The sequence below is a fragment of the Sporosarcina psychrophila genome, assembly GCF_001590685.1.
Taxonomy (GTDB): Bacteria; Bacillota; Bacilli; order Bacillales_A; family Planococcaceae; genus Sporosarcina; species Sporosarcina psychrophila.
The window spans coordinates 972,836-993,507 of sequence record NZ_CP014616.1; the positions used below are offsets into that span (position 1 = coordinate 972,836).

18 protein-coding genes are annotated in these 20,672 nt (G+C 38.3%); 12 read left to right on the plus strand and 6 right to left on the minus strand.

Features of this window, described 5'->3' with window-relative positions; all coding sequences use genetic code 11:
- Positions 1–141: 141 nt before the first annotated feature.
- On the minus strand, positions 142–1,566 hold the full coding sequence (locus AZE41_RS04640) for a purple acid phosphatase family protein (RefSeq protein WP_156475963.1): 1,425 nt from the start codon (positions 1,564–1,566) through the stop codon (positions 142–144).
- 626 nt (positions 1,567–2,192) lie between these two features.
- On the opposite strand from AZE41_RS04640, the gene AZE41_RS04645 reads away from it, so the two are divergent.
- Positions 2,193–2,834, plus strand: coding sequence for a YfbR-like 5'-deoxynucleotidase (locus AZE41_RS04645; RefSeq protein ID WP_067206211.1), 642 nt, complete (start codon positions 2,193–2,195; stop codon positions 2,832–2,834).
- Positions 2,835–3,043: 209 nt separating this feature from the next.
- Positions 3,044–3,553, plus strand: coding sequence for a YfiT family bacillithiol transferase (locus AZE41_RS04650; RefSeq protein WP_067206214.1), 510 nt, complete (start codon positions 3,044–3,046; stop codon positions 3,551–3,553).
- 253 nt (positions 3,554–3,806) lie between these two features.
- Here AZE41_RS04650 and AZE41_RS04655 read toward each other — a convergent pair whose 3' ends face one another.
- On the minus strand, positions 3,807–5,882 hold the full coding sequence (locus tag AZE41_RS04655) for a carbohydrate-binding domain-containing protein (protein WP_082786493.1): 2,076 nt from the start codon (positions 5,880–5,882) through the stop codon (positions 3,807–3,809).
- A gap of 290 nt (positions 5,883–6,172) precedes the next feature.
- Between AZE41_RS04655 and AZE41_RS04660 the strand changes: the two genes are divergently transcribed.
- The 4 genes from AZE41_RS04660 (at position 6,173) to AZE41_RS04675 (ending at position 9,730) form a co-directional block, all read left to right on the plus strand.
- Positions 6,173–6,859: a response regulator transcription factor gene (locus tag AZE41_RS04660; RefSeq protein WP_067206216.1), complete on the plus strand. Its 687-nt coding sequence runs from the start codon at positions 6,173–6,175 to the stop codon at positions 6,857–6,859.
- A complete protein-coding gene (locus tag AZE41_RS04665; RefSeq protein ID WP_067213843.1) occupies positions 6,852–8,150 on the plus strand; it encodes a sensor histidine kinase in 1,299 nt (432 codons plus the stop codon). The genes AZE41_RS04660 and AZE41_RS04665 overlap by 8 nt, the downstream gene beginning before the upstream one ends.
- Positions 8,151–8,265: 115 nt before the next feature.
- Positions 8,266–9,075 (plus strand): polyphosphate polymerase domain-containing protein, encoded by an 810-nt coding sequence (locus tag AZE41_RS04670; RefSeq protein WP_067206219.1) that lies wholly within the window; start codon positions 8,266–8,268, stop codon positions 9,073–9,075.
- Positions 9,044–9,730: a DUF4956 domain-containing protein gene (locus AZE41_RS04675; RefSeq protein ID WP_067206221.1), complete on the plus strand. Its 687-nt coding sequence runs from the start codon at positions 9,044–9,046 to the stop codon at positions 9,728–9,730. The genes AZE41_RS04670 and AZE41_RS04675 overlap by 32 nt, the downstream gene beginning before the upstream one ends.
- A 499-nt stretch (positions 9,731–10,229) precedes the next feature.
- Here the strand turns inward: AZE41_RS04675 and AZE41_RS04680 are convergent, their stop codons facing one another.
- A complete protein-coding gene (locus tag AZE41_RS04680) occupies positions 10,230–12,614 on the minus strand; it encodes a polyprenyl synthetase family protein (protein WP_067206223.1) in 2,385 nt (794 codons plus the stop codon).
- Positions 12,615–12,965: 351 nt separating this feature from the next.
- On the opposite strand from AZE41_RS04680, the gene AZE41_RS04685 reads away from it, so the two are divergent.
- The 3 genes from AZE41_RS04685 (at position 12,966) to AZE41_RS04695 (ending at position 14,234) form a co-directional block, all read left to right on the plus strand.
- Complete coding sequence (locus AZE41_RS04685) at positions 12,966–13,283, plus strand: general stress protein (protein ID WP_067206226.1); 318 nt, start codon at positions 12,966–12,968, stop codon at positions 13,281–13,283.
- Positions 13,243–13,611, plus strand: a complete 369-nt coding sequence (locus AZE41_RS04690) for a hypothetical protein (RefSeq protein WP_067206228.1) — start codon at positions 13,243–13,245, stop codon at positions 13,609–13,611. The genes AZE41_RS04685 and AZE41_RS04690 overlap by 41 nt, the downstream gene beginning before the upstream one ends.
- Before the next feature lie 125 nt (positions 13,612–13,736).
- Entirely contained in the window at positions 13,737–14,234 is a 498-nt protein-coding gene (locus tag AZE41_RS04695) for an LURP-one-related/scramblase family protein (RefSeq protein ID WP_067206231.1), read from the plus strand.
- A gap of 26 nt (positions 14,235–14,260) precedes the next feature.
- Here AZE41_RS04695 and AZE41_RS04700 read toward each other — a convergent pair whose 3' ends face one another.
- From AZE41_RS04700 to AZE41_RS04710, 3 genes are all read right to left on the minus strand, one after another.
- Entirely contained in the window at positions 14,261–14,671 is a 411-nt protein-coding gene (locus AZE41_RS04700; protein ID WP_067206234.1) for a hypothetical protein, read from the minus strand.
- Between the two features lie 224 nt (positions 14,672–14,895).
- Positions 14,896–15,588 (minus strand): hypothetical protein, encoded by a 693-nt coding sequence (locus AZE41_RS04705; protein WP_067206236.1) that lies wholly within the window; start codon positions 15,586–15,588, stop codon positions 14,896–14,898.
- Positions 15,589–15,799: 211 nt separating this feature from the next.
- Positions 15,800–16,234 carry an SMI1/KNR4 family protein gene (locus AZE41_RS04710; protein WP_067206240.1) on the minus strand — a complete coding sequence of 145 codons (435 nt, stop codon included), beginning with the start codon at positions 16,232–16,234 and terminating at the stop codon, positions 15,800–15,802.
- 751 nt (positions 16,235–16,985) lie between these two features.
- Here AZE41_RS04710 and sstT point away from each other — a divergent pair.
- The 3 genes from sstT to AZE41_RS04725 all read left to right on the plus strand — a co-directional run bounded on the left by sstT (position 16,986) and on the right by AZE41_RS04725 (position 20,670).
- A complete protein-coding gene (sstT, locus tag AZE41_RS04715) occupies positions 16,986–18,218 on the plus strand; it encodes a serine/threonine transporter SstT (RefSeq protein ID WP_067206242.1) in 1,233 nt (410 codons plus the stop codon).
- Positions 18,219–18,406: 188 nt separating this feature from the next.
- On the plus strand, positions 18,407–19,327 hold the full coding sequence (locus AZE41_RS04720) for an HNH endonuclease (protein WP_067206245.1): 921 nt from the start codon (positions 18,407–18,409) through the stop codon (positions 19,325–19,327).
- Positions 19,328–19,938: 611 nt separating this feature from the next.
- Positions 19,939–20,670, plus strand: a complete 732-nt coding sequence (locus AZE41_RS04725) for a class I SAM-dependent methyltransferase (RefSeq protein ID WP_067206248.1) — start codon at positions 19,939–19,941, stop codon at positions 20,668–20,670.
- The last annotated feature ends 2 nt before the right edge of the window (positions 20,671–20,672 follow it).

The window sequence follows — 20,672 nt, forward strand, 5'->3', positions numbered from 1 at the left end:
ATTGAAGCACTCTTTTCTTCTTCAACTAAAAAGCAGTTACGTTAATGAAAGAATTTGTTGTAGAAATCAAGAATTAATATAGCAAGCAAGAAAAAAAGTCGGTGTTTATACACAGTTTCATATTGTATGTTTAAAGGGTTATTATTTCTTGATAATCCCAAATTGATCGACAATGTAAGGTTCTGCATTATTTTTGCTTTGATCGATCTCGTAAGTTATTGCAGTCAGTTTGTCTTTATTAATAGTGATACCGACGAAGTTTTGAATTTGGCCGCGTACTGGACGGCGGTTATCGTTCGGATCTGGACCATAGATAGCTGCATGATTCTCATCGGCAACTTCAAAGAGATTATAGTAAGCTGATCCAAGTTCGGGCGCTTGATTTTTGTAATACACTTTTGGTCCAGCTGTAGCAGGTATCAAATAAATCGTACCATCTGGATTTACGGTATATTCTACGGTTTGTCCTTTTTTAGTCCAAATAAATTTTTCGGTTTCTGAAGCCGTACCATCACTCTTGATCGGCTTAGTACGTGCATAGATATGGTCATGTCCTTGAAGAACAAAGTCGATGTCTAGTTCCGCCATGAGTGGTGCCACCTGATTTCTCACACCGTTTGGATCTAGGATATCATCATCGGTTGCATGGTTAGATGTCGTGTAAGGTCCCTTATGAATATTGACAATAACCCACTTAGCTCCATCAGCTTTGGCTGCCTTCACATCATCCTTCAACCATTCAATTTGCTCTTCTGAAAAATTGGCGTATTTTTCGGAGTCTTCGTTGCTATTAAGTACGACAAAGTGAGCGTTACTATAATCGTAAGAATAATAAGCACCTGTCTCAGTTGCAGAATTTTCAGGTGTATCAAAATTAAAATGATCGATAAAAGCAAAATTTTCATCCTCGTGATTCCCTGCGGATGGTGCAAACGTCGTGTTTAGCAAACTTTCCTGTGAATGTCCTAGAAGCCAATCCCATTGTTCCTCTTTGACTCCATCGTCAACTAAGTCGCCATTGTGAACAATGAACTCAGCATTAGGGACAGTATCTAGAGCCTTAGAGATAGTCTGGGATGAAAGAATTGCTTCATCTTCTGTTTTAGCCTGGGTATCAGCCAAATCAATAAATGTAAAAGTTCCATCTTTTGGAGATGTCTTAAATGAACCCATTTCACTCCAGTTATTGAGTTCTTCATGTCCAACACGGAAGTAGTATTCAGCATCTGCTTTAAGCCCAGTTGCTTCAGCTTTGTGTACATACTCTTTCTTGGAATTAGTAGAGAGGGAAGCAGTACCTGAAAATTTCAAGGCTTTATTAAAATCAGGTTTCTTCGCTCCTTTCCTTTTCACTACCTGCAAATCACTATTCTTGTAATCTAGTGATGTATACCAAGTGAGGCCCTTAGAATTGGTCGTATCCCCTTTAAATGTGACAGTTACCTTGCTGACTTCAGTATGATTTGGACTATCTGTTGCAAAAGAGAGCGTACTGCCAACTCCGCCCACTATGGATAAAGCTAGGGCAACTGAGATGATTTTTTTTTTGATTTTCAAGAAGATCATCCTCCAATTATATTGTAATAGTCCATCCTCATGGACAGTAATTTCACTATAACATTTTAATATATAAGGTTTGTTAACCCTATATATTGATAGTGTAAAGAATTGTTAATACTATTTTATTTGTTAATCCGGAATAATAGTGGGGTAACTGAATAAAAACTACGTCCTCCAGATTCGGGCCAGATAGTCGAAGAAAAAAGGGAATTAGAAGGTTCCTATTGAAAGTTAAAGGGTTAGATATTCCTTTTAAAATGCTGAGAAGGAGTGGAGATTCTGAAAAATGACAATAATAATCAAAAATAGAAGGTGGTCTTTTTGTATTTATAAAAAGGAAACAATCCTGATGCTCCAGTTAATCATATTATTGGGAAGTAGCAGAACGGACTACCGAAGCACGTCAATTTGACTAAATTGACCGATTAAATTCTTTGTTGTATGTTGTTAATCCCTTTCCTGCATAATTTAGTTAGAATTAGGGAAAGTAATTATAGACAGTGCTTAAAGTGAACAACGCTCTGTTAAAAAAATAAATAATCGTGTTATTCTAGTCGTAAACATGATCGTCTGTATGACTAATTTTTTTATACGTAAGCCCTAAAAAATATAGAAAGGTGATGAATAATAGGATGGGTGTACATCAATATTTTAAAAGTTTATCTGATTTAGAACAAATTATTCGTTGTCCAGGAAAGTTCAAATATCAGGAGCATTCCGTCGCCAGTCATTCATTTAAGGTGACAAAAATCGCTCAATTTCTTGGAACAGTCGAAGAGGAATCTGGGCAGAAAGTGGATTGGAGAATCTTGTATGAAAAGGCATTGAACCATGATTACGCGGAACTTTTTACAGGAGATATTAAGACGCCTGTAAAATATGCATCGAAAGAGTTGAAGCAACTCTTCAGTGAAGTAGAGGAAGAAATGACAAGAAAGTTTGTAGAAAAGGAACTTCCAATTGAGTTTCAAGCCATTTATTTGGAACGACTTAAAGAAGGTAAAGATGAGACATTGGAGGGGCGCATTTTATCTGTTGCTGATAAAGTTGATTTGCTTTATGAAGCATTTGGTGAGATTCAAAAGGATAATCCAGAACCACTGTTTTTAGAAATATACGAAGAAGCATTAAGGACAATACTGCTGTTTCAAGATATGAACTGTGTAGAATACTTCCTAGAACATATTCTTACGGATATGCTTAGTGAACGATTTACTGAACATGGGGAGTTAACGGGCATTGCAATGCGGATAATTGAAGAACATGGAGGTTGATAAAATACATAAAAATATCCAGTTCTAAAGCAAACTAACGAACAAGGCTAAACTTCCACAATCGGGTTATTTTCTTGAATAACACTGACAACAGTTTTCTGTCTGGCTTATTGAGGGAGGCACCCCCAAGCGCCGAGCGATGTTGAGAGGATTCTTTATGTCAACATATATAGAAAGAGAAATAACGAATTTGGAAAAGGGGATTGAAAATGGATGTAAGATTTCCAATTGGAGAATTACAAGTTCCTGAAAAAGGTACAGTAGAAAATAGTCAAGAATGGCTAAAGGAAATCGAAACTTACACGATTCGATTAAGAGAAACTGTTGATCCATTAAGTGGTGATGAGTTAAGCAGAACATATCGAGATGGTAGCTGGACAGTTCGTCAACTTGTTCATCACATTGCAGATTCTCAGTTGAACATGTATCAACGTTTGAAGCTGGCTTTAACAGATGAGAATCCAACAGTACCAGATTTTGATCAAGAAAAGTGGGCTATTCAACCGGATACAAAGCTTCCAATAGAAAGTTCTATTAAAATGCTAGAAGGTATAAATGAGCGCATCGTATCTTTAGGATTTAGTTTAACTGAAGAGCAATTAAATCGAGCTTTTACACACCAGAAGAACGGTGAAATAACAGTTGCAACAAAAGTTGCAAAATTAGCTTGGCACGAAGAGCACCACTTAGCCCATATAAAAATTGCATTATCAAACTAATACAAGATGTATGGAAATGGCTTATCAAACTTCGATAAGCCATTTTTATGTAACGATGTTAATTAGCCTGTGAATTGACATACCAATTAAGCATGAAATAACTGTAAACATTGCTATAACAATAAAAAGAAGGGACTAAAACCATCGCGGTTTTGAGTCCCTTTTCTATTGTTTTTAAATGGTTTGGACCTCTGAAGAGAACCCTTTAATTTATTATATAGATCTTTTTTATATTTCCTTTTCCTCTATTTTATTATCCTTCTGGCTCCATACCCTCGGGAGCTTTCATCCCTTCTGGTCGTTCCATACCCTCGGGAGCTTTCATCCCTTCTGGTCGTTCCATACCCTCGGGAGCTTTCATCCCTTCTGGTCGTTCCATACCTTCGGGAGCTTCCATCCCTTCCGGTGGTACCATATCCCCGTGCGCTCCCTTACCACCTGGACCTCCCATACCGCCAGGACCAGAAGTTTTTGCAGTGGTGATTCCAGATTCATCAAGCCATGTTACGGTGTCGGAAATTGTTAACTCCACAACTTTCGTGCCGCCTTGATAGTCACCATCTTCAAAAAGACCATCACTTTCTTTACCAGACGTTGTCCCTTCTGAGTAAAGGGTGTAGGAAGCATCTTTCGTTAGTTTTGGCAAACTAATGACGACCGATTGATAGTCTTTTACGGGCGCAAATGTCACAATCTCATTTCCTTCGCTATCTTCTAGATGCAGTTTGGTTCCTGCAGATTGTGTCTCCGGATAAGTCATCAAGATCGTATGCTGTGATGAGTCTTCTGAAGTTGCCATCGCCATACCAGAACTTCCGGTAGCGATGAGAACTCCGCCACTTATTTCAAAGTCTTCGTCATAATCCAAAGCACCATTGCCATTATTCGTAGTTCCATTAACGATCACGGTACCGCCTGTCATGGATATGGAACCATTTGAATCGAGTCCATCACCGGCTGCATCGACATAAACATAGCCACCATTTATTGAAAGCAGAGGATCTTTCGCTTGTTCAGTAGTCGTGTCAGAATTATCGTCGGCTTCGCTAATGTTAATGCCATCATCAGTTGCTTTAACATGAATTTTCCCGTCCAAGATTGTGATTGAATTACTTTCTATCCCTTCATTACTCTTCGTGATGTCGATGTTCCCGCCTTTGATCAGAATGGACGTATCTGCATGAATGCCGTCATCGCCGGTAGCCATTTTCAAATCGCCACCAGCTATGGTGATCGAGTTGTCGCTGTGTATCGCATCATCTAATGAATCCAGTTGAAAGCTTCCCCCGCCAATTGCCACTTCTTCATTTGCCTTAAGTCCTTTGCCACTAGATGTCTCAGAGCTAGCGTCAGTTGTGCTTGTTTCCGTTTCTCCAGGGGTAGGCCGACCCATTTCAGCATTTGCTATTTTTTCAGGACTGCCGCCGCCAGATGAAATGTTGAACTCTCCGTCTGCGATTAGAAGTGAAGTCTCAGCCTGAATGCCATCATCAGCTGCCTTGATATCGAAACTTCCTCCTTCAATGGCAATGATCCCTTTTGAAGCATCTGTGTCATTCGTGGACTTCATGCCGTCGCCACTCGCTTCGATACGGATATTGCCATCTTTAACAGCGAGGAGGTCTTTTCCCTTTAATCCATCATTAGCTGAATTAATTTGGATTGTTCCTCCTGTAATTTTCAATTCGTCTTTACTGGTTATTCCGTCGTTGTAATTGCCTTGCACGATTAGTTTCCCACTGCCGTTAATGGTGAGATCGTCTTTGCTGAATAACGCTGCATTTGGCTCATCTTCCTCTGAATTCTCATAAACATACTTAGATCCGTCGGATAAAACGTTTTCAGTCCCTTCTTCTAATGAAACAATCGTTTTTTCTGCTTGTTTCACGTAGATTGCTGAAGTAGAGGAAGAATGGATTTCCGCACCATTCAAAACGAGCCGAACGATGCCATCGTCTTCTGTGTCCACAATAAGTTGCCCATCATCCAGTTTTCCTTGGATTTCATACACGCCTGAAGTTGTTATCGTGACGATGCTTTTGTCGATGACGACTCCGCCATCCCCTTCAAAGCTGGCACCACTTCCATTCAACTGAATAGACGTTGCGTTTTCCCAATCCTCGTAAAAATCTTCATCGGAATAGCTTACATACTCGCTAATAACACTCGCTATTTCTTGATCCCCAATCGTACTTAAGCTCTCGCCTTTTGCAGTAGACTCATTATTGGTACTTACTTTTTCTGAATCATTGCTGCAAGCAAACAAAGATGCGGTGAACATAAGAGAGGCGGCTACCTTTATAAATTTAGAATTTTGTTTTTTCATCATAAGCTCCTTCTTGCAAATGAAATTTCATCCGTTTTTCAGATGATGTTTTGCTAATAACCCTATTATTTAGGATGAACCTTAAACAAAGCTTAAAAAAGGAAATGCGAAATTAAAGTTTGCTTTTATTTCAGTTGGTCCTATAATCTATCGTAACGATATCAATCACGCCTCGGCGTGATTGCGTCCAGATTTTGAAGGCATATCTAGCATTCATCTCACCACTTATAGAAGTGGGGGACTTCTGCTGAATTAAGTTAAAACGTTGATAACTGATACAAGGGGGGCACTATATGAAATTACTAATCATTGAAGATGACAAGTATCTCTCTGAATCAATATGTGAAACAACAAAGGAAATGTTCAATACCGAGCAGGCTTTCGATGGAGAGGAAGGACTGTTTCTTGCACAGCAAAATATTTTCGATGTAATCATTTTAGATATCATGCTTCCCTATATGAACGGTTATGAGGTGTTAGAAAATTTAAGAAAGCAAAATATCACAACACCTGTCATCATGCTGACAGCCAAAGATGGAATTGATGACAAGATTAAGGGTTTTAAAATGGGAGCAGACGACTATTTAGTGAAACCTTTCCATCGAGAAGAACTATTAGTGCGGCTAGAGGCAATGGTAAGGAGATCCGGAGGTTTATTAAAGGAAAATGTCCTAACTTTTAAGGAACTACATTTGAATATCAAAAATAAAACCGTGGAAATTAATGGGGAAACACTTAAGTTGAATGGAAAACAATTTGATTTACTGGAGTATTTGATGAACAATAAAAACGCTATTTTGACTAAGGAACAGATTTTTGATCGAATATGGGGATTTGAGTCTGATACTTCTACTACAGTTGTGGAGGTGTACGCCAGTAATTTACGAAAAAGTCTCAAGAAGTTTGGCTATGATCAATACATTAAAACCTTCCGTGGGCTAGGTTATATGCTGGAAGACCATGGTGAAGGTAATGTTTAATAAACTAATTTTCAAGAAACAGCAGCTAAAATTTATGATTTTCAACTTGATCGCTTTTACTGTGATTTTCACGATCTTTAGTATTATCATTTTCGGCCAAGTTCAAAATACATTATTTTCAAAGACAGACGAGGAACTGTTATCATTTAAAGAAATGATAACAGATAACAATCCAAAGGGTTTACGGCCGCCACTTAAGGGTGGAGACTTAGACCAGCCTGTACCTGATGACGAGAGACGGAAAAACGCGCCAAATCCCAGGGTGATTGTCATGCATTGGGATAACGCAGGAAATATACGTAATGAAAATGAAATTGGAACCTTATTTTACGAAAACTATCTAACAGATTATAAGCTGGATAAAACAACTATGGACAAGATTACAATGACGAAAATCAGTGAACTGTATCACTTTAGATATATTCTTTTTGAGGACCATAATGATGAGGATGAAATTGCGTATACACAGCTGATGATCAACGTGGATGCTGAACAAACCATTATTTCCAACTTTGAGAAACTGTTCATTATCTGGTCGGTAATCTTCATAGTCCTCTCCATTTCCGCTAGTTTCATTTTATCTAAAAAGATGATGAAACCAATTATTCATTCTTGGAATAAGCAGGCGGAGTTTGTTGAAAATGCTTCACATGAACTCAGGACGCCTTTGACGATTATTCAAAATAAGCTGGAGCTTCTCTTAACGGCACCGCAAGAAAGAATTTCAGATAGGTTTGAAAATATAGCCCTTAGCTTGTCTGAAACAAGGCGTTTGTCCAAACTCACTTCGGATTTGTTGACCTTGGCAAGAGCAGATTCGGCGGAAACACAGATTGTGAAGCAATCCATTCATATCGATACATTCATTCGAAGCGTATGTACGCCTTATAAGGAGATTGCTGAGTCGCAGGATAAGCATTTTTCGCTAAATTGTCAAAGCCCTTTTACTATAGAAGCAGATGAAACTAGGCTGCATCAACTGTTGGTAATTTTAGTGGATAATGCTTTAAAATATACGAGCGAAAACGATAGTATTCGTGTGAAAACATATGGCGAGGACCAGAAAGTTGTAATTGAAGTGAGCGATACAGGGATCGGTATCAAAGAAGAAAATATCCAATACATTTTTGATCGCTTTTACCGAGAAGACAAAGCCCGAACTAGGGAAACTGGAGGTATGGGATTAGGCTTGTCTATCGCCCAGTGGATTGTATCTATGCACAATGGAACGATTAATGTCATAAGGAACCAGAAGAAAGGAACCACTTTTAGAGTCAAACTTCCAAAGTAAGAGATCACATCATCGTGATCTCTTTTTTTGTGTTGATAAATTGTTTTAAGGTTTGTTTAAGGTTCTTCTTTTAGTATTTAGTTCATAGAGCGACAGCAAAAAGGAGTAGATAGATATGGCAATCGAAATCTTCAGTCGGAAAGAGCAAAAGTATTTAATCACTCGCCGCCAATACGAAGAACTTGTGGAACGGATTGGACCGGAGATGCGAAATGATAAGAATGGCGTCGATGGAAAATATTCAGTCACTAGCCTGTACTTTGACAATGCGGAGAAAGGCATTTATTTTGAGACCAAAAACAAACTAAGATACCGCCAGAAATTACGTTTACGCGTATACGACGATGCAAATCTTACCAGCGTGGCATTTTTTGAAGTGAAGCAGAAACATAAGAAAGTCGTCAATAAAAGACGGATGCTTTTGTCGCTAGGGGAGGCGTATCGCTATTTAGAGGAAGACGGTCAAGCGGGCTTGGATCACTACAAAACGTCCAATTCGCAAGTCATGAAGGAAATTGATTACTTCCGTAAGTTCTATCAGTTACGTCCCGAAATGGTCGTATCGTATAGCCGTCACGCATTGCACGGTATTCATGATTCAGAACTGCGTATTACCTTCGATTTCGACTTACGTTGCCGTAAAGAAGATCTGCATATCGAGAATGGTTCGTACGGAGAGCATTTCATCGATCCAGATCTCGTCGTGTTAGAAGTGAAAGTCGATCACAGTGTGCCGCTTTGGCTAACACGTATTTTACAGGAGCTTCAGTGTGAGCAGCGCAGTGCATCAAAGTTTTGTACCAGTATGGAACTGCTGAGCGGAGATGTATTACCGCAGGCAGGATACTTTGAACCGAAAGAATTGGAAAAACAACTAACAGGAGGAATAGAAAATGGCTCAGATCACGAACTTGTTTTCATCTAATGGATTGGAAGGAGCCACTCCGACCATGTGGATGAGTATTACCGCGATGGCACTTGCTGCGGTCCTCAGTTTAATCATTACGAAAGTGTATCAAATTACATTTACAGGAGAGCGCTATTCACAAGCGTTCGTCCATACAATCATTATGATGAGTGTTGTCGTGTCAGTTGTTATGAACGTAGTAAGCGGAAATGCCGGTGTGGCGTTTGGTTTATTCGCCGTATTCTCCCTCATCCGCTTCCGAAGTGCCGTGACGAACGCCAAGGATATCGCCTACATCTTTTTCGGATTATGTGTCGGGATGACAGCAGGACTGTTTCAATTCCCTCTGGCCATTGCATTGACGTTATTCTCCAGTCTGATTTTCTATATACTATACAAAGTGGACTATGGAAAAGGGAAAGATACGCAAATCCTTAAAGTAACTGTCCCTGAAAATCTAAATCACGAAAATTTATTCGACGATATCTTGAATGAAAAAACCGAATACTTCCAACTTCGACAAGTTGAAACAACGAACTTGGGGACGATGATTCTCTATACATTTGCCATCCGAAGCAAGACCGATACAAAAGATCAGGACTTGCTAAATGAAATCCGTGTACGCAACGCGAATTTGAAAGTATCCCTATCTTATCTTGAGATGCGAGACTGAACTGTAAGACCGAATTATGAAAAAAGCCGTCTACTACGATTTTTAAAAATCGAGGAGACGGCTTTTTTTTCTTGCTGTACTTTAATGTTTATAGTTTGGCCACAGCAGGTAATGATCAAAACTTCACTATATGAATGTGTAATTGCATTTAACAAACAGAATACTCTCCGTTTGTAGGACACTTTGAAGCTTTGGTTGGGCACTCGGCCGAGTTCGTTGGATAGCTCAGGGCTTTGGTTGAAGACTTCGAAGAGTTTGTTGGAAACCTCGTTGTTAGTAGGACACTTTGAAGCTTTGGTTGGACACTTTGCCGAGTTCGTTGGACAGCTCTGGGCTTTGGTTGGAGACTTCGAAGAGTTTGTTGGAAACCTCGTTGTTGGTAGGACACTCGGCTGAGTTCGTTGGACAGCTCTGGGCTTTGGTTGTAGACTTCGAAGAGTTTGTTGGAAACCTCGTTGTTTGTAGGACACTTTGCCGAGTTTGTTGGAAACCAACAAACTCAACGGTCTCGGTTCACGAGATAATTCAATAAATGCTTCAAAAAAGTCGTATTACGTGGTATTTCTTGTAACGTTTCCATTGCAAAACAATAATGTTCCCACATCGCTTTTCTGGCACCGATAGCACCTAGGATTGATACAAATGTCGTATTGTTGTTTTCAGCATCTTTTCCAATGGGTTTCCCGAGTACGTTCTGATCTCCTTCCACATCAAGCAGATCATCCTTAATCTGAAATGCAATGCCGGCATGACGGGAGAATCTTTTCAAAGCTTCCATTTCCAACTCCGTTGCATGGGCCAGAATTGCAGGCATTATAAGAGAAGCTTCAAATGCGATTCCGGTCTTATAAAAGCACATCGTATTCAATTGTTCCAGCGTCAATTGTTTCCCTCTGGAATCCAAGTCCATCGCCTGTCCTCTACACATATCCCCTACAATTTGGGACGAATATCGAATCAAGCGTAGCACCGTTTTTGGATCGTACTGGTCAAGAGATGTTTGTTCTTCAACCGCTTTTTGGGTCAGGAAAAGTCCAGTTAATTCAGCTGTGGCAACGTCATACACCTGATGTAAGGTTGGACGCCCTCTACGCTTGGGCGCATTATCTTGGGATGGCATATCATCAAAAATGAGGGATGCCGTATGCATATATTCCAATGATCTCAGAAGCGGGACGATTGATGACTTATCCAATCCATATTCGTTCACACCCATGACCCAAGTCATGATTGGCCTTAGTCGCTTTCCATCACTTTTCAGACTGTAATTTGCCGCATCGATTATCGGTTCACTCATCGAAGAGGTATTTCCTATTTCGGAAATAGATAATACGTCGTTGATCTGGTCACGTACAGTTTCGATTGTATCTAAAAAGGCTTCCTGCTCTTTCCGTTCACTTTTCAGATTCGTAATCATATGATCTCGAAGCAGTTTATCAAAGAAATCAACATCATCCGCTTTTCGAACCATACGTTGAATGACTTTGCTGAATGTAGGATTTCCCGAAGCAAATAACTTCATAACTTCGTTGTATTTATTAGTGCCCATTCGTTTTTTAAATCGTTTCAGCCCGTTTATGGCACGATCGAGTATCACCTCACGCGTCTTGCTATCAGAGCGATAGACATTATGGATCAAATTATAGATGACTGTCCAGTACAATTCAAAGGGATTTATGAGATCCGAGCGCTTATCATGATATTTCAAATAATAGGTATAAGGTGTTACTCTTTCTTCATTTAAGTCATCAAACATATCCGCAAAATCATCCGCTAGCTGGTTGTAAATGCCATATAAAAATGTTCGGTTATGGAAGCCCTCATCCTCAGGAGCACTTATGACTGAACGGGTAATCAAACGTGAAGAAGAGGATTTTAAAATGACAGGGATATACAGCGCTTCATTGGTGTAATTCGCATTGGATAAATCCTTTACACGATCCACTTCCTGGGAATTGAAAAACACATAAGACTGCTCGAAAAAACTATTTCTTGTCTCTGGTCGTTGAAGGCTCTTAATATACTCAAAGGCATCTCGGAGTTCCGAATGGGCAAATCGGATGAATTCCGCGTTTTTTCCAGTCCACTGATCCAATTCAGGAACAGATCCTGTGATAAGTGTGGACCGTATTAAATCGGAATATCGTTTTTTCTCTTGATTTGATAAAACACCGGCATCCAGAAGGTCGTCAATGAATGGATACGTCAGACCATAGGAATACCCAAGCCTAATCGCTTCTTCGAGCTTCCGGGTACGTTCATCAGGCGTAATCTCAGCGTCCATCTCTTCAACCACATGCAGGATGACCCCGGCTATGATTTTGATAAGTTTCCGCTTGGCTTCCTCAGCATCCATCCCCTCTGGAATATGGGATGATACAGTCTTTAATTTATCCATCACCCAGATCATGGTGGATTCAACGCCTTCCTTCTGGGCAAGCCGATACATCCCAGCCATAGTAAACATCTCCAATTTGCTTCCAGGGTTTTTCGGATTGGAATCAATTAGGTGATTTTTTAAACTATCAACTGTACGTTGAACCCTGGTCTGTGTGTCAGGTGAGTCCAAAGCTTTGCCCAGATCTCGCATGTAAATATAGGAAATGCTTCGATCCAAATAATTATCTAGTTTACCTGCGTAATCCAGCCATTGGATATAAGTGTGATACCCCTCTGAACCAGTTTTTCCCTTTCCACGCGAAAAAATAGATAATAACGGGAAAGGATGAATATGATTCTGTTTCCAAGACTGTATATCTTTTATCAAAACAGGGACAACCATGTTTTGCACGAGCTGTTCAGAAAGTGATTTAAAATAATGAGCAGCCTCCTGCTCAGCCAACCGATAACATGCATCGGCATTTTTTAGTAACTTCTCATTCATACTAATCAATACCTCTACTTTAAGTTTTCATATATATGTATGCAATATTGATCAAATCAATGTTAATAATCTAAACACTATCCCAAACTTTTCACAAAAACTAAATTTATTTTATTCAAAATAACATTTTCATCATAAGAAAGCTATACACAGCCTCTAACAACCCTACGATTTACCATTGCTCCTTACTCAATTTCTCTATCCAACACTAACACTTTTTTATTGAATATTTCAGCTGGGGGCTTTTCATGATGATATATTACTGAATTTTTGTTGAACAACTCCCGGCTTTTGATGGGACCATGGTCATGGTAAGCGTAAAATAATAAAAATCTTAGGAGGCAAATTGATATGGCTTACAAAAAGTTTGTAGGCACATTTCAAAATGAAACTGAGGTTTTGAATAAGATCGACGAGTTAAAAACACAGGGGTATTCTGATAATGATATTTACATTGTGAGAAATGATGCGGATGTGATCGGTTTTTTATACCGTTACAATTACTATAATAAAGAAACAGATATGCCGGGCCTATTAGAAATAAATATCGTAAAACATCGCAACTGTACAAGACCTGTTTCAGTTGGCCCATCGGACTTTTTGGGCAATTGCCGAGGGGGAAGTGAAAGTGGAGGAAGATTCCGAATTACTGGATGCCATCGACTATGACGACGAGGCAATTTCGAAAATGGTTGCACGAAATCAGTTAAGTATTGGCAAGATTAAGCTGTACGTCATTGAAACTAGAGAGCCAGAACTATTCGCATTTTATTACAGTGAGAATGTTTTGGAAGCGCACGCACTCCATCAGGACGTGTTCCGAGAGACGCCAAAACGATTGACCAATGCCGCCCATTTAATGCCGAAGCTTTTTCATTTCGATGAAATAGATGCTGCGAATATATTATACTTCCACCGTAACAAAGTTGTCGCATATCCGAATCATTTAGGACATGCTAGGGCGGGGGAGCGGGTGTTGGCACGGATGCGGGCTTGAGTAGAGTAGCAAGACTATATGTTTTCCCCATATATTTATGGAGAAAGTGAAACGCATTGTCATCCGATACGTAGTAGAGAGAACGGGTTTTACTGAAAAGGGGTTTCTAGTACAGGGGGGATTACATGAGACAGTTGTATATTAAGCAAAAGGTATTTAGTTTGAGCGGCAAGTTTTCGGTGAAGGATCAAGAAGAGAATGAAGTATATTTCGTAGAAGGAAGCTTTATGCAAATACCAAAGACGTTTTCGATTATGGATGTGGCTTGTCAAGAAGTGGCGATGATCACGAAAAAAACGTTTAGTTTTCTACCGACTTTTTTTGTCGAAGTACATGGCCAAGAAATGGTAACGATAAAGAAGGAATTTTCTTTTTTAAAAGCACGGTATTCAATTGACGCGGCAGGGATAGAAGTACAGGGGAATTGGTGGGATATGGATTTCGAAGTATACCGAAATGAGGAACTGATTGGTGCTGTCAGCAAAAAGTGGTTCACATGGGGCGATAGCTACCAGTTGATAATTGTAGAGGATGAGATGGAACCACTTCTCGTGTCGCTTGTTGTGGCGATTGACTGCGCAAAAGCAGCCCAGTCTGCTGCGGCAGCTGGGGGTGGGGCGTGACAAGACCAGTAAAGTGTCGTTTTCAGCTATTTTTTAATAATTAATAGATCATTCTTTGGTGTCAGCATACCGTTCTTTTCGTAATAATTACCTACTTTTCTTGAAAGTACCACCGTTTTTATAGCATGGTTTCCCTTAGCAAATACGAGTAGAAAAATATCTTCTCTAAAATCAATTCCATTGATACTACCCTTAAATTCAACATTCAATGATTCTTCTATGACATCTACTGTTGTATATGGTCCATAGACTGATGCCTTCTCCCAGTCAAAATCAGTTAAAGTAGACAGTGAGATTTCTGTTGTACCACTTTCCGCCTGCTCTAAAATCTTTCTAGCGAGCATGGGATCTTCACTAGCCCTATTAACAAAAAAAAAACTAAGTATTAAAGAAGTTAATGCAGCTCCACCAATTAATAAAATCCATTTTCTTAACATAAATTACACCCCTATTAAACTGTGACTTTCTTATTTACAAAAACTACGGCAAGGTAAATAAAAAGAAGATATTCAACGAGATAGATTGACCGTAACAGCAGACGACCGGATAAGCTCAATCGCTTCACCTTTGAGCTACTATCGATCCCCTTTGCTAATACTGCCTAATAGCAACGAAAAGCCTTTATAAAACGTAACATCCCATAAATATTCAAGTCATATCGTTATTTAAATATAAATTTTCTCTTACCATTGTCATTCTGCAATTCAAATAATGTTGGTTTACTAACGAAGCGCTCTAGAAGCTCATAGGCCCTATAATCCGTTATTTCATCAGGAATAGTAATTCCGCTAAATGATGTAGAAGAAATTAATGCATGAAAATCATATCTGAACTCGTAGTCACCTGTATAAGCCAGCGCCAACTTACCTTTCCAATCAATTTGATAAGACTGGCCATCTTCCTTAGTAAACTTAATAATATGATAGGCTGTCGCATCGTGACCGAGCAAATAAACATCAAAGGCAGTCAAATCTAGATTCAAGTTTTTCTGTTCATCCTTGGATAGAAAGTCAATTTCATATGCCTTCCCATCTAGTGTCTCTAGGTAAAATGGTGCCTCATCACTTCCTACATGAAAACCTTTATAATCCCATTCTTGAGATGACATAGTACAACTATGATAGTTGTTCCATACAATCTTAGCGTGCCAATCGTCTACTTCTTCATCGTCATTCTCATCTAAATCTAAATCTTCCTCATAATAATCTGCAGTTTCCAAATGTAAATCGAAATACAATCCTGTTCTTTCTTTCAATACTTCCTCTTCTTCATATTTGAAATGTGCACTCCACTTAAAGTTGATTATTCGATGACCATTAGGCCAAGGATTGTCTACAAAATAAATTCGATCCATAATTATAGTCCTCCCTTTTCATCGTAATTAGTCTATCCTACCTTGTCTCCTTCTTATTAAACTACCTCGCCATGTAAGTTGAATAATTAACTTTACCACATAAAATCAATTATCTTATTGAACTATTTTGCTCTTTTAGTTGAATAAGAAAAGGGTGCTTAACCCCTAATTGAAGTAAAGCACCCGTTTGTTTAAGAACGAAACCTCCTATTTATATAGAAATTTCGGAAGTAATCCAACCTTTTATAAAATCTTCTAACGAAGAAGCAATCCAAGTTCGGCTATCATCCTCATGATTCCATACATATATGTCCTCTTTTTGAATACTCTCATTTAATATGGCAAAACCGAACAAATCCCCATTTCCTCCATCAGAAAAAAACATTAAATTATCAAATGGCATATAAATATCTTTATAATCATCAAAATTTCTAAAAAACAAGTTGTCTTCTACTATTTTTCCAGTTGACCAAATCAAAGGACAATCAAATTTGTCAAATACTCCATTTGTTTCATTTAATAGGTCTAATAATTTTTTTGGTAATTCAATATTTAATTCTTTTTTTATAAAAGTTATTTCAGAATTGGTTGCTGGTGCTTTGAAATGATATTCTTTCGATATTTTCTCAATGTAATTCTTCCACATAATTTAATCCCTGCCCCCTTTAAAGTTTTCTAACATTCAATAATCCACCATTGTTCATATGTTATCCTTGTTGAACTATCGTGACGCGTTAGTTGAACAACGGGCATATCAGTTCATGATATAGTATAACTTATTTACAAATATTGGTGTAGGGAAGTGAGTAAGCCTAGTCAGTTTGTTTACCTGTTATTTCAACGAGACGAGCAGGTTTAAGTGTCTTAGAATCATTTATGATGAACTACACGTAGAACCTGTACAGATTGCTCTTATCGAATGAGATGTCATAGAGTAGCGTTAAATAGGTTAAGTGTGTGAAATTTCAAAGATTCGATACTCGAAATATTATTTGATCTGGTTATTAATCGTATTTTTGAGAGTTATAATGGCTCTCTTTTTTACTGTCCTAGGCGGGCCCAATTCCCACCATATCCATAAAAACATTCGTGAAATTGAATGTAATTTATGGGATTTAAAGCAATAATTACTGAAGGAAATTCAGTGATTGTTGTTTTTTTGTTTTCATTATGTACCTACACTGTCCATATGATCCAAAATCTCTGACTAGCGCCCAAACGATTTTAATAGTAAACCACAAAAAGTATTCTAATATAATGCACAATTCTAAAAAGGATGTGTTAAAATAAAGTTTCAGTCTACTTCAAGGTGAAATAAGTACATTTTGCCTCAACGTGGAGAAGTGATTGCGCATTTTTTATAATACGAGTTTAAAGAAAATTTGGAGGATAGTATAATGAAAAATTTATTTGTTAAATGGAATCAAATAAGTCTAGTAAAAAGGATAGTTATTGGTATTATTGCCGGCCTTATTTTAGCTTTAACCGTTCCTACTGCAGCAAGTTGGGTATCCATTTTCGGTTCTTTATTTGTAGGTGCATTAAAGGCAGTGGCACCAGTCTTAGTATTATTCTTAGTGATGCACGCAATTTCCGTGCATAAAAGCGGTACGAAAACGAATATGAAAGCGATTCTTGGGCTTTATGCGATTGGTACACTCCTAGCAGGGGCTGTCGCTGTCGCTGTGAGTTTTATGTTCCCGGTTACACTAACATTGACAACAGGAGCAGAAGGGCTTTCTCCACCAGAAGGTATTGTTGAAGTTCTTGAAACATTACTCTTTAACATAGTTGCCAATCCGGTAAATGCGTTACTAAATGCTAACTATTTAGGTATTTTAATGTGGGCAGTTGTTCTTGGGCTTGCCTTAAAAAATGCCAATCAAAATACGAAAGACATGTTAGGTAGTTTTTCAGATGCAATTACTAAAGTCGTACAATGGGTGATCAATTTAGCACCGCTTGGTATTATGGGACTTGTCTTTGATGCTATTGTAACAACTGGTCTTTCTGCTTTACTTGTATATGGTAGATTGGTTTTAATTTTAGTTGGATGTATGTTGTTTATCGCACTTGTAGTGAATCCGTTAATCGTATATGTCTATATACGCAGAAATCCATATCCAATTGTTTTCAAGGTTTTAAGAGAAAGTGGTATCACGGCATTCTTTACACGTAGTTCAGCTGCAAATATTCCAGTAAATATGAAATTATGTGAAGAACTTGGTTTAGATGAGGATACTTATGCAGTATCAATTCCTCTAGGTGCTACTATTAATATGGCTGGTGCAGCCGTTACAATTGCTGTACTAACTCTCGCAACAGTCCATACGCTTGGGATTGAAGTTGATTTTGTGACTGCACTTCTTCTTACTGTTGTTGCGGCTGTCTCAGCAGCAGGTGCATCAGGTGTTGCAGGCGGATCACTTTTACTTATCCCGCTAGCATGTAGTTTATTTGGAGTACCAAATGATATTGCCATGCAAGTGGTTGGTGTAGGCTTTATCATCGGTGTTGTTCAAGATTCTTGTGAAACTGCACTGAATTCATCTTCTGACGTACTGTTCACAGCTACAGCTGAATATGCTAAGGAACGTAAAGAGGGTAAAGTAGTTACTGTGAAGTCTTAAGAATTACGATGAAAAATTAAAAGCCACGATTACCGAAGATGATTCGGCGATCGTGGCTTTTGGTTGTGCAGAAATCATTTTTTTACTCATTCAGGTCAATTTGAAACTACAATAAGCAGCCTAAAGGAAAAAAACAGCTATAATGAGTATAGAGCTAGTTGAATTGCGATTTAGGGAGTGTTCCATACATGCAAAGTTTCGTTGTGATGCAAGGTCAGACATATCAAGAAGAAAAAGAATTAGGGATCATTTGGTCACTGCAACAAGACAGTAGTGGGAAAGAACGTCATTCACGGCTACGAATGATAGAGGTAAATGAAGGGGATCGCATATTTCATTATGTAAAAGGAAATATTGTGGCGATTAGTGTTGCTAAAACAGGATGCTTGATAGCGAGTAATCCGTCAACTATGCAAAATCAAGAATGTTTGATTGATGATGGGTATTTAGTGGAATTGGACTATCATGAACTTGAAGTACCTGTGAATGTACTCTCGAAATTTGATGACATTTTGCCGCTTCTGCCAATTAAGTATTCACCATTTCAAACAGATGCAAATGGTAATCAAGGGTATTTATATCCTTGCAATGAGGAATTAGCAATAAAGTTAATAGAATTAATTGGCGACCTTAATATTTATCAAGTAGATGAAGAGCAGCTCGAATTAGCAATTGGTACGGTGCTTCAAACAGAGCGTAACACATTCATTCCCATGATTGCTGAAACAGAATCGGAATTGAAAACAAAGATTCGTTTAGGGCAACAAAAGTTTAGGGAAGGTTTACTACCACTCTGGGATCACAAATGTGTTCTTTGTGAGATTGAGTTACCTGCACTGCTTCGCGCAAGCTACTCTAAGCCATGGAAAGACGGTACGAGTTTTGAAAGAGTGGATCCTTATAATGGTGTCCTTCTATGTTGTAATCATGATGCGCTCTATGAGAATGGATTTATCGCATTCGATGGACAAGGTAGATTGCATATTTCATCACAGATTTCGGAAGAGGATTATGAAAAGTACAGTATGCATTCAAAAATGAAAATCGCCCGAACTGAGGAGAACAAGCCTTATTTCAAGTGGCATAAAAAAAATCTATTTAAAAAATAAGATAGTGTAGAAGCTATGGCTGTCACTTTTGGCGTCATTTTGCACATCCAACTTTAAAACCCAGCAAAAATCTCATGTGAAGTTTGCTGGGTTTTGTATATATTTACATCCAATTATTAAAGAACTATTCGGATCTGGCTAGTAAAAAGGCGCATGTACATTGTTCGACAATCGCGTCCGTTAAGGGCAGACTGTTTACTTTAACCAATAAGAAAAAAAATAACGTTCATTCTTATTTATTTGCGTTCTTTACGATTTTTAAAGTCCTTAGATATCCGAGAAACAATAAAAGAACAAGTATATACATAAGTACACCACAAATCGAATAGATAGCTGTTAATTTGGTCGTTATTGGAAAAAACACCAAAAGCATTATAATGCCATTCTATGTTAGCGTATCCTAACCAAATGCAGCTCTTTGTTCTTCTGGAACTAACGCGGCAGGTGAGTTCAATAAGGAATCGTTATAGCGAAATTTTTTATATAAATTTTATTGAAAAGTAAATAACTGCCTAGTTGTCAATTCTAGAAAACAACTGATAGAATAAATTAATTTGTGTATGTGGCGATGATTCGCCCGACATCTCAAGTTTTAGAGGGGAGACGTTTCGATGGAATTTAAAGGACCTAGCGTCTACGATCAAACCGATTTTTTGAAAAATTATATGATTAGAAGAAAGAGAAACGATAGTCCAAATAATGCAATTGAAGGACCAATTATCTATGAGTTAATTGGGAGTTTTCAAGATAGTAGCGTCTTAGATTTAGGGTGTGGTGATGCATCGTTTGGAAAAGAACTCTTACATTTAGGAGCAAAAAACTACACAGGAGTAGAAGGTTCGAAACAAATGGTGGAAGTGGCACGCTCTAACATACTTCAACAAAACGGGACAATACACTTTGAAACAATGGAATCTTATGATTATCCAAAAGAAGTATTTGATCTTGTGACATCTCGATTTGCAATACATTATGTTTCAGACGTTAATCGCTTGTTTCAAGATGTTCATAAAACACTTAAAGAAAACGGGAGATTTGCTTTTAGTATCCAGCATCCACTTACAACTTCGTCTTTTGCTAGTAAGCAATCTGGAGATAAACGCGGTAATTGGATTGTCGATGACTACTTCCAGGAGGGGGAAAGAAAAGAGCCTTGGATTGACCAAATAGTGGTTAAGTATCATCGAACAATCGAAAATTATTTTATAGCACTTAAACAAGCTGGTTTTTCAGTTCTAGATTTACGCGAGGGTACACCAAAGCGTGAACATTTTAGTAGTGAAGATGAATTTGTTAGAAGACAACGAATTCCTATTGTACTGGCTTTTTCTTGTGTGAAGTAAAA

Coding starts and splice junctions, on each gene's coding strand:
- AZE41_RS04640 (WP_156475963.1), bottom strand. CDS start 1,566: ATGATCTTCTTGAAAATCAAAAAAAAAATCATCTCAGTTGCCCTAGCT.
- AZE41_RS04645 (WP_067206211.1), top strand. CDS start 2,193: ATGGGTGTACATCAATATTTTAAAAGTTTATCTGATTTAGAACAAATT.
- AZE41_RS04650 (WP_067206214.1), top strand. CDS start 3,044: ATGGATGTAAGATTTCCAATTGGAGAATTACAAGTTCCTGAAAAAGGT.
- AZE41_RS04655 (WP_082786493.1), bottom strand. CDS start 5,882: ATGATGAAAAAACAAAATTCTAAATTTATAAAGGTAGCCGCCTCTCTT.
- AZE41_RS04660 (WP_067206216.1), top strand. CDS start 6,173: ATGAAATTACTAATCATTGAAGATGACAAGTATCTCTCTGAATCAATA.
- AZE41_RS04665 (WP_067213843.1), top strand. CDS start 6,852: ATGTTTAATAAACTAATTTTCAAGAAACAGCAGCTAAAATTTATGATT.
- AZE41_RS04670 (WP_067206219.1), top strand. CDS start 8,266: ATGGCAATCGAAATCTTCAGTCGGAAAGAGCAAAAGTATTTAATCACT.
- AZE41_RS04675 (WP_067206221.1), top strand. CDS start 9,044: ATGGCTCAGATCACGAACTTGTTTTCATCTAATGGATTGGAAGGAGCC.
- AZE41_RS04680 (WP_067206223.1), bottom strand. CDS start 12,614: ATGAATGAGAAGTTACTAAAAAATGCCGATGCATGTTATCGGTTGGCT.
- AZE41_RS04685 (WP_067206226.1), top strand. CDS start 12,966: ATGGCTTACAAAAAGTTTGTAGGCACATTTCAAAATGAAACTGAGGTT.
- AZE41_RS04695 (WP_067206231.1), top strand. CDS start 13,737: ATGAGACAGTTGTATATTAAGCAAAAGGTATTTAGTTTGAGCGGCAAG.
- AZE41_RS04700 (WP_067206234.1), bottom strand. CDS start 14,671: ATGTTAAGAAAATGGATTTTATTAATTGGTGGAGCTGCATTAACTTCT.
- AZE41_RS04705 (WP_067206236.1), bottom strand. CDS start 15,588: ATGGATCGAATTTATTTTGTAGACAATCCTTGGCCTAATGGTCATCGA.
- AZE41_RS04710 (WP_067206240.1), bottom strand. CDS start 16,234: ATGTGGAAGAATTACATTGAGAAAATATCGAAAGAATATCATTTCAAA.
- sstT (WP_067206242.1), top strand. CDS start 16,986: ATGAAAAATTTATTTGTTAAATGGAATCAAATAAGTCTAGTAAAAAGG.
- AZE41_RS04720 (WP_067206245.1), top strand. CDS start 18,407: ATGCAAAGTTTCGTTGTGATGCAAGGTCAGACATATCAAGAAGAAAAA.
- AZE41_RS04725 (WP_067206248.1), top strand. CDS start 19,939: ATGGAATTTAAAGGACCTAGCGTCTACGATCAAACCGATTTTTTGAAA.